The 9,170-nt window shown below is 40.2% G+C and carries 7 protein-coding genes and 1 rRNA gene; 5 read left to right on the forward strand and 3 right to left on the reverse strand.

Features of this window, described 5'->3' with window-relative positions; all coding sequences use genetic code 11:
- Positions 1–158, forward strand: a 23S ribosomal RNA gene (locus LJE09_RS00005); the annotation flags it as partial.
- 93 nt (positions 159–251) lie between these two features.
- Positions 252–482 carry a hypothetical protein gene (locus tag LJE09_RS00010; RefSeq protein ID WP_227310886.1) on the forward strand — a complete coding sequence of 77 codons (231 nt, stop codon included), beginning with the start codon at positions 252–254 and terminating at the stop codon, positions 480–482.
- An 83-nt stretch (positions 483–565) separates the two neighbouring features.
- Here the strand turns inward: LJE09_RS00010 and LJE09_RS00015 are convergent, their stop codons facing one another.
- The 3 genes from LJE09_RS00015 to LJE09_RS00025 all read right to left on the reverse strand — a co-directional run bounded on the left by LJE09_RS00015 (position 566) and on the right by LJE09_RS00025 (position 4,043).
- Complete coding sequence (locus tag LJE09_RS00015; protein WP_008707184.1) at positions 566–940, reverse strand: BlaI/MecI/CopY family transcriptional regulator; 375 nt, start codon at positions 938–940, stop codon at positions 566–568.
- Positions 941–1,288: 348 nt separating this feature from the next.
- Positions 1,289–1,930, reverse strand: coding sequence for a GNAT family N-acetyltransferase (locus LJE09_RS00020; RefSeq protein WP_008707183.1), 642 nt, complete (start codon positions 1,928–1,930; stop codon positions 1,289–1,291).
- A gap of 64 nt (positions 1,931–1,994) precedes the next feature.
- A complete protein-coding gene (locus LJE09_RS00025) occupies positions 1,995–4,043 on the reverse strand; it encodes a M28 family peptidase (RefSeq protein ID WP_008707182.1) in 2,049 nt (682 codons plus the stop codon).
- Positions 4,044–4,344: 301 nt separating this feature from the next.
- On the opposite strand from LJE09_RS00025, the gene LJE09_RS00030 reads away from it, so the two are divergent.
- From LJE09_RS00030 to LJE09_RS00040, 3 genes are read left to right on the forward strand one after another with little or no spacing between them, the layout of a single operon-like run.
- Positions 4,345–6,453, forward strand: coding sequence for an NAD-dependent epimerase/dehydratase family protein (locus LJE09_RS00030; protein ID WP_008707181.1), 2,109 nt, complete (start codon positions 4,345–4,347; stop codon positions 6,451–6,453).
- Positions 6,450–7,343, forward strand: coding sequence for a membrane protein (locus LJE09_RS00035; RefSeq protein WP_008707179.1), 894 nt, complete (start codon positions 6,450–6,452; stop codon positions 7,341–7,343). Before LJE09_RS00030 ends, LJE09_RS00035 begins: the two co-directional genes overlap by 4 nt.
- A complete protein-coding gene (locus LJE09_RS00040; RefSeq protein WP_008707178.1) occupies positions 7,340–9,169 on the forward strand; it encodes a DUF2194 domain-containing protein in 1,830 nt (609 codons plus the stop codon). The genes LJE09_RS00035 and LJE09_RS00040 overlap by 4 nt, the downstream gene beginning before the upstream one ends.
- Position 9,170 lies beyond the last annotated feature (1 nt).

Below are 9,170 nucleotides of genomic sequence, written 5' to 3' on the forward strand. Positions count from 1 at the left end.
AAACGCTGAAGGCATCTAAGCGTGAAGCCCCCCTTAAGATGAGATATCCCATTCGAAAGAAGTAAACCCCCTTGAAGACGACGAGGTAGATAGGGCAGAGGTGGAAGTGCAGCAATGCATGGAGCTGACTGTTACTAATCGGGTGAGGGCTTGACCAAGAATCGCAGGAAGAATGAATCTCAAGGAAATGTCAACATGTATGTAGTTTTGAAGATACAGTGAAAACCAGCTAGGTGATAGCTGGTTTTTTTGTGTATAAAACAGATATCGACCGTACAGATGAGGGGATTGAGGCTGTAAAGAATGAGGAAATGCTTGGAATGGTTTATAATGATAAAGAGGGGCAGGCGCGTGAAATGCTGAATCTTGCATTTGTAATCGCAACGGATGGAGATAAGAGTGATATTCCGTTGATCGACGGAAAATATGTGCGCACGCCATATCATAAGCTTACGTTGGAAAATATAGAAGAGTCTGAGTAATTTCTCTGATCCGGTATTTATAGTAATTCTGTAAATAAAAAAGGCTGTTGTTAATGACAGCCTTTTTTATTGAGCATTTCTGATTAAAGTGTCTGTATATAAGATAATAATTCAGCTTTCTCAGCTGCGCTTAATTTATTTCCTGCTGTAAATGCAGCGATGAAATCTTTGATGGCTCCGTTGTAAGAATCCTTTACAATCTCCTGGGCATAATTTTCATAGAATTTCTTTGAGGTGACAGATGGAATATAGATAGCTCTTTTTCCGCTCTTGTCAATATTCAAAAAGCCCTTCTGTGCCAGACGGGAAAGAAATGTGTTTACTGTCTGTTTCTTCCATGCTTTCTTTTCTTCCTCATTAAAGTGAACCATAATCTCAGAAAAAGTTGCAGGTGTTTCTCTGGTCCATAAATATTGTAAAATATAAAATTCTGTTGCGCTCATTGCATTTCGTACCATTATTATAAGTCCTCCTTATCAGTGTAGTGATGTGTACTCTGGGGGTTATTAAAATTTTTATTGCCAGGTAAATACTTTTGTTTCTGGTAATCGTGGATGTTCAGCAGTCCGTTGAATGGAAAGTCTCCGAACAGTTAACAGTAATTAAAAATAGTAGCGGAAAAGTACACATGGTACTATAAACAAACAGATGTGGAAAAGTTTTATCCGACATCTGTTTGTTATTTTAATATAAAAGTATAAATATTACTAGACGTAGAAATAGACAAAAATGTAAGTGAAAAATAGGTTAATTTATCAATTACGGAGTCTTTATGTTAATAATTGCGAGAGCAGTGCAGGGACAGATTATACAGTAGCCTCTCGGATCATGCAATATTGTTTCAGACCAAAGTGAGGTTTTTCCACTATCCCGTATGTTTTAAATCCGAAGTGTTCATAAATAGGAACGTTATTGGGATTATGGGTTTCCAGAGAAATCAGCATCTTGTGTTTCTGGGCATAATTTATCACCTCATCCATCAGAAGTTCTGCCAGTCCATGATGCTGGTGTCCAGGGTCTACTGCAAGGTAGATCACATGGAGACGCTCTGTCTGGTGAAGCTGATCTGTCCAGCTTGAGTTCAGGTAGTCCTTGCCCTGAATGAAATTCCAGAAGGTTTTCAGGCTTGGATCTTCTTTGATCAGCCATCCGTCAGTGGTAAGTGCAGCTCTGGCCTCTGTGAGACAGTAGTGCAGAAAATTGTAAGGTTCGCTTTCGTCAGAAACAACCAGGATACTGTTCAGTTCGCTGCTGTCAGAATAAATTTCGCATGTCTGAAAGAACTCCGTCAGATCGCAGGAAAAGAGCTCCGGCAGAAGTCTTTCTCTGGTGTCATCATCAGGAATCAGGGTATGATACAGCGGATCCTGTGCGAAACAGACCGTTAACAGTTTCTGTAATCGTGGTAAATCTTCTTCCTGTACTCTGTACAAATTATCACTTTCCATGGTATGTAGTAATCTCCTTATTTATTGCCGGGAACATTGCTGTTCCCGGGAGTGGTAATGTTTTTTAAAAAGACAGTAGATTATTATAGATGTTATCCAACATCGCAGACAGCTTATTAACGGAGGTGTTTAAGTAGCGGATATCGTCCTTATAATAAGCCTTCTGTCTGCGCAGGGCAGCTTCCAGACGACGGATCTCACTGTCGAGTTCCGGTGTTTCTTCTTCCATGCGCTGCTTCAGTTTCTGCACGATCCCGTAGAGATTTTCGTGATGCATAATACGTCCGGCACCCCACATCAGACGGTCTTTTGGCTGGTGAAGAATGTATTCGGTGAAGTGATAGTAAACTTCTTCATCGAAGAGAAATGCGTACATATTATTGTCTACTCGATAGAGAGCCTTCAATGCATCTGTAATATTTCCCTCGGATAAAGCCCGGCTGGCTTTTTCCAGCTGTCGAATATTTTTGGAGGCAGCTTCCTGTGGGAAAATTACTTCATCTTGCCAGTTGAGACGTACCAGATAGTCTTGTGCCTTGCGGAAAGTTTTCAGCAGCTCCAGTCCGGCATATTCCCATTTGTGGCGGAAAGCAATGCGGGCGTCGGAGTCTGAAAGTGTGGCATATTCCGCATTAATCTGGCAGATTTTGTCATAAATATTTTCGGCAGAAGCGGTAATTGTCTGCAGGTTTCTGAGCAGAACATTCTGCTCAGGATCAGCAAATGAGAGTGCATTTTCGTGGATACTTTCTGCGACCGCGTTCATGGTATTGCTGAAATTCATCGGTGGCAGGACAAGTCTGTCAATGGCCATGATCAGTTTCAGATAGCATTCATGATGAAACTGATAGACAGCTTCCTGGTAAACATCCTGATTATCATATTGGGAATGATAATAATTCTGCATGAAGGGCCCGGCACTGAAATCATTGACTGTGGATGGGATACCTGCGATTGCCATGGAGAAATCATCAGACCATGTCTCGATGGGAGAGAGAACCGTGATCCCGTCAGGATATGCTTCCTTCGGGACAGTCAGGCTGTCTGTAAACTGTCTAATGAAATCTGCATATTCATAGGTACAGCGGATGGCATCCTGTCTATTGTGTGCGTGTGCAGGAAGTTCAAAGTTCAGGTCTGCAATCACTTTACCCTGCCAGTCAGGATGTACGCGGAATACCTGATTGTAGGCTCCTGTAGACCAGTCGTATTTGGAATCAATGATTCCCCATTCCTCGGCAGCCATTGCACAGAAAACGAGAGTGTGGGCAGGCTTATAGCCGCCCTTTACCAGTGAACGGGCAATGCCGAGCATCATGGCGACTGCTGCATTATCGTCCTGGAATCCATCGAAATAGGAATCATAGTGTGCAGACAGCAGGATCATAGAGTCTGTCTCAGTACCCTGTATTTTACCTGTGATATTGCCTGCTGTTGTATCCGGGATCACTCTGGAACGGGCATCCAGTGATACTTTTAATGAGGATCTGCGTAATAAAGCAGCATCCTGTTCCAGAGTGTTATGGGTATCTTCTGAATCAGTGGTGTTGTCTTCGCAGGCGGAAATTTTATTTCGGAGAGAACGCTTCAGGATACGTGCATCTGCCTGAGACAGAGAGAATGCAGGTGCGAAATCAGGACCTGCGATATCCTGTGCATTCAGCGCAGACTCTGCGATTTCTCCGTAGCCGTTTGCCTGAACTGCGATCAGGGCAGCAGCGCCGCGCAGATAAGCCTGATAAACAGGGAAGCTGATCCACCATTCGTCTCGCTGGTTGATCTCAACCATAACCAGCTTTCCTTTTACGTTTATGCCTTCATAATCTGCAGCAGTTCCTTTTCCCAGATAAACGAGTTCGTAATCTTCAAATCCGTCTGTCTCGAAATTTGTCTGATATCCGCCCATCTGAAAGGTGTGTTCCTGCCCGTCATCATCTGTAAATTTCAGGACTGCCTTCTCGAATTCCCATCCGTCCAGTGAGAATGTATCTCTGGTTACATCGGTAAGTCCGATAGCTTTCATTTCCCTGTATAACATATCTCCTGTAGCTGTTTCAGCAGCGGAACCTGCAGTACGATAGCCCAGAACAGGGTTTGTTTTCTCTTTTTCCATGCGTCTGGCAAGCTGGTAGGACCAGTCTGTGTCAATGCAGGAAATACAGGAATCTTCAATGTTCAATGTAATCGCCTCTTTCCTGACAGTTTGTATAATATGATCAGATATGATCAGTGCCGGAAATATCAGGGTACTGATCTGTCTGTGGTTTATGATTTTATACTGGAAATATTTTAGCATAGAACAGCAGCAGGAACAAGACAACAGTTGTTGAGAAAAAAGCTATTTTCTGTAAAGATACTGATATTGAAAAGAAAAAATAATTTTGTTATACTTCACTTTATTGAGGTGAATAAATATGGAAGTATTGTTGGCAGGAAATACAGGATATGTAACAGAAACTTTTATAGAAGAATCATTTCCTGAATGTGATGTAGTTGTACTGGGAAATGAGATGCTGAAATCAAATCGAAAAAAGAATATATTATCTCGTCCGTTCATAAAAGATGAGAAAGAACTGAAAGAGATTTTCGAAACATATGAGTTTGAAAGAATTGTTTATTTTTCCAATTATCTGACCATGCATGGAAGGATGACCGGAGAACTGGAACAACTGAGACAGATACTTCAGTTATGCAAAAAGAATAAGGAAATAAGAATGTTGTATCTGACCGGGCAGGAGAGCATTTATAATATTACAAGTGGAAAAACACTTCTGGTATCCGCAGCAGAAAATGTAGTTATGGAATATGGAAATATGTATCAGATAAACACCAAGATTCTGAGAATTCCTCATTTATATTCAGCGGTATACACACAGGACTTTTTTTATAAGCTGTTTACAGAGGCAGAAGAAAGCGGAAAAATTGTTTTTGAGGAATCACCGGAACAAAATATTTATTTTGTATGTATGGATGATCTGGCAGAACTGCTTTATAAAGTATATGACAATTGGGGAAAAGAACGCTGTCTGAATGTTCCGGATTGTTTCAGGCAGAGTTTCAGTGATCTGGAAAAAGAAATCAGAAAGACAATTCCCGGTAAACTGGATATAAGATATCAGAACAGCGGTCAGATTTATAAGGTACAGCCGGATGATCAGATTATAAGACATGAATATGGGTGGTTTCCAAAGATATCTGTTTTTGAAGATATTCCCGGGATGTATCAGGAGTATAAAAAATTATCAGATTCAGATTTCGGACATTTTGCAAATATCAGGAATTGGATATCAAAAAATACTTTGCTGATCCACATTCTGGAATTAATCTCAGGATTTATTTTATTTGAATTTCTAAACAAATATACAGGAACTTATGCTCAGTTTAAAATGATTGACCTGAGACTTGTATTTATTGTATTTATGGGAAGTCTTTATGGAATTAATTATGGAATATCAGCAGCTGCGTTGGAAACTTGTTCTTTGATTGCAGCGTACAGGCAGGAGAATGTAAACATATATACTTTGTTTTATGAGGCTTCTAACTGGATTCCATTTATTTTTTATTTTGCCGCAGGTGCTGTCTGTGGTTATATAAGGCTGAAGAATAAAGAGGATATAGAATTTGTAACAAAAGAAAACAGACTGATCAAGGAAAAATTTTTCTTTATGCAGGAAATGTATCAGGAGACCCTTCAGGATAAAAGACAATATAAGAAGCAGATTCTCGGAAGCAGGGACAGCTTTGGAAAAATTTTTGATATAACAAGAAAGCTGGATGTGATACAGCCTCAGAAACTGTTTATGGAAACCATAAGGGTAATGGAAGATGTTCTGGAAAATCATACAATTGTACTTTATTCACTGGATTCATGGAAACGTTTTGGAAGGATGGAAGTGTCATCACCTGAAATTCGCAGAAAAATGCCGAATTCTATAAGGATTGAAGAGTATCAGAATGCGGTAGAAACGCTGGAAAAGGGTGAGGTCTGGAGAAACAGGGAACTGCTTGCCGGATATCCGGCATATATCGCAGGGATAAAGAGAAATGGAGAACTTGTAATGCTGGTATTTATTCAGGATGCAGCCAGTAGTCAGATGACATTGTATTATCTGAATCTTATCAAAATTTTATGCGGTCTGGTAGAAGTTTCTCTGCTGCGTGCACTGGAATATCAGGAAGCAGTCAGAGACAGGGAATATCTGGAAGGAACTCATATATTAAAAACAGAGTATTTTATGGAAAGGCTGAAGTTATTTCATTCCATAAAAGAACAGAAAATAGGATCATATGCTCTGCTGCAGATTGAAAATCCGGAAATGACACTGGAGGAAACAGAAAGGATATTAAAAAATAAAATCAGAGAGAATGACATACTGGGAATATCGGAGGATGGACAACTTTATCTGATACTGTCACAGGTGGATGATGCCATGTTACCGATAGTAATTGAAAGGCTCGAAAAGAACGGACTTCATTGCAGAGTGATTGACACCCGTAACGAAAGCAGGGTAGCTGAAGAATGATACAGAATATAACAGGGGTTGTTTTTATTATATTCCATATTATCTGTTGTGTTTTAGTATGGACAGGAATAAACTCCCATTTACTGAAGGTGAAGAGGTATCTCATATTACCTGTGATCTTTGTACCGGTATGGGGTATGATCTGTGTATTGCTTCTGCATTTCCAGATATTTTTTCACCAGGATAAAAAGCGTGAAATCGGAATAGAAAAAATGAAGATCAATGAAGAAATTTACAGGAGCATTATAGCACCGAAAGAAGAAAGTGACAGAAATATTGTGCCACTGGAGGAAGTGCTTCTTATTGATGAGGCCGCTATGAGGCGTGATCTGATTATGAATGTATTGAATGATGATCCGGAGAATTACATCGATATGCTTAAACAGGCAAGGATGAATGACGATGTAGAGGTTGTGCATTATGCGATCACAGGAATGGTAGAGCTGTCTAAGGAATATGAAAGCAGACTGCAGAAGATAGAATACAGATATGCAAAAGAACCGGAAAATCAACAGCTTATTTCAGAGTACTGTGATTTTCTTCAGGAGTATTTATCTCAGGGACTTCTAGAAGGACAGATGGAACTGGTGCAAAGAAATCAATATATAAAACTTCTGAAGAAAAAACTGAAATTTAAAGAGGATCTTCATACATATGTATGTCTGGCTGAGAATCAAATGCAGACGAAGGAGTATGAACAGGTGCTTAAAAGTCTGGAAAGAATGGATAAGAAGTGGCACAGAAATGAAGAATACTGGATACTCAGGATCAGATATTACGTAGAACTGAAACAGGGAAAAGAATTAAAGGAAACATTAGAGCAGATTCAGCAGGAACATATTTACCTGTCGGCGAAAGGAAAGGAGGCATTGGCTTTTTGGCAGGAATGATAAAATATTTACAGTCTTTTCGATTTAAGGGTCTGACTGTTATTCTGGGAGTTTTTCTGGCAATCAGTGTGGTGCTTTGGACAGAGCGTTCAGGAATTCAGTATCAGGCAGAGATCAAGAAGAAGGCATATCTGGACAGGGATACGGTTGTAACTGAAACACAGGCAGTCAAAAATATTGAGAGCAGTTGTCTGGTGCTGATGGACAGCAGTCAGGCAGACAGTGTGGTGGCATGGGAACAGTTTGAAAGAATTTTCATGGATATGAAAACAGGAGTAGATCTGGCAGATATCAGACAGAGTGAGATTCCTGATTTCTCAGGCTATGAAACAATAGTGGTGCTGATGTCGGATCTGAACCCATTGAAGGATGTAGTTATAAAGATTGGAAACTGGGTAGAAAAAGGAGGACGTGTTCTTTTTGCGTTAACACTTCAGAAGGATACATATGTTTCGCTCATTGAGCAGAAATTGGGAATTACAGACTCTGATTATGGAAATGTTCTGGTAGATAAAATCTATATTGATGATGATTTCATGATTGGAGGGGGAAGATCTTTCCAGATTCCGGATGCATATGATTCAGCATGGGAAGTAAGTGTTGGAGAAACGGCGAAGGTTTATGCATGGACAGATGATGAAAAGAAGGTTCCGCTTATCTGGGAAAACAGTTATGGAAAAGGTAAATTTGTAGTTGATAATTTTGGATTATGTGAAAAAGCCACAAGAGGATTTTTTGCGGCATCCTATAGCCTGCTGACAGATGTGATGGTCTACCCGGTGCTTAATGGATCTGTATTTTATCTGGATGATTTTCCATCTCCTGTGCCGAGTGGAGACGGAACATATATCAAACGTGATTATGGTCTCAGCATCAAAGAGTTTTATACAAATATCTGGTGGCCGGATATGCTGGATATGGCAGAGGAACACGGCGTGAAATATACAGGTGTTATTATTGATAATTATGAGGATGATGTGTCCGGAGATGTTGTGGAACAGGAAGATGTGCAGAGATTTCAGTATTTTGGGAATATGCTGCTTCATCAGGGAGGAGAACTGGGATATCATGGATATAATCATCAGCCATTGAGCCTGTCAAATGTGGATTATGCAAATATCCTTCCATATAAAACATGGGAAAGCTATGATGCAATGAAAAAAGCCATGACAGAGCTGATACGGTTTGGAAAAGAGATGTTTCCGGGGACAGAATTGTCTGTTTATGTACCGCCGTCTAATGTGCTGTCAGATGAAGGGCGGGAAATGATCGTAAAAGAATTTCCGGAGATACGTACAATTGCAAGTAATTATTTTGTCGGAGATATGGCATATACACAGGAGTTTGAGGCTGCAGAAGATGGAATTGTGGAACAGCCCCGTATTATTTCAGGTGCTGTGATTGATGATTATATGGAACTTGCGGCTGTATCTGAACTGAATATGCATTTTGTCAATACACATTTTATGCATCCGGATGATCTGCTGGACGAAGACAGAGGTGCCAGACTGGGATGGAAGAAACTGAAAAAACGGCTGGATGAATATATGGACTGGCTGTATACTTCAGCTCCATGTCTGAGAAATCTTACTGCTTCCGAACTATCAGGTGCAATACAGCGGTATGGGGCACTGGTGATCGATAAGGATGTATCAGATCAGGAACTTAATCTTAAATTAGATAATTTTTATGATGAAGCTTATATTATGATAAGAATGAATGAAGGGACTCCGGGTAATATAGAAGGTGGAGAACTGACGCATATTACCGGAAATCTCTATCTGCTTCGGGCAAAAGAGAAATCAGTGAAAATAGAAATAAGGTGAG

Origin of the sequence: Blautia sp. DFI.3.45 (genome assembly GCF_020593505.1) — a bacterium.
Taxonomy (GTDB): domain Bacteria; phylum Bacillota; class Clostridia; order Lachnospirales; family Lachnospiraceae; genus Blautia_A; species Blautia_A wexlerae.

Excerpts from the sequence above, each read along its gene's own strand:
- LJE09_RS00015 (WP_008707184.1), bottom strand. The coding sequence starts at position 940 with ATGGTACGAAATGCAATGAGCGCAACAGAATTTTATATTTTACAATAT.
- LJE09_RS00020 (WP_008707183.1), bottom strand. The coding sequence starts at position 1,930 with ATGGAAAGTGATAATTTGTACAGAGTACAGGAAGAAGATTTACCACGA.
- LJE09_RS00025 (WP_008707182.1), bottom strand. The coding sequence starts at position 4,043 with ATGGAAAAAGAGAAAACAAACCCTGTTCTGGGCTATCGTACTGCAGGT.
- LJE09_RS00030 (WP_008707181.1), top strand. The coding sequence starts at position 4,345 with ATGGAAGTATTGTTGGCAGGAAATACAGGATATGTAACAGAAACTTTT.
- LJE09_RS00035 (WP_008707179.1), top strand. The coding sequence starts at position 6,450 with ATGATACAGAATATAACAGGGGTTGTTTTTATTATATTCCATATTATC.
- LJE09_RS00040 (WP_008707178.1), top strand. The coding sequence starts at position 7,340 with ATGATAAAATATTTACAGTCTTTTCGATTTAAGGGTCTGACTGTTATT.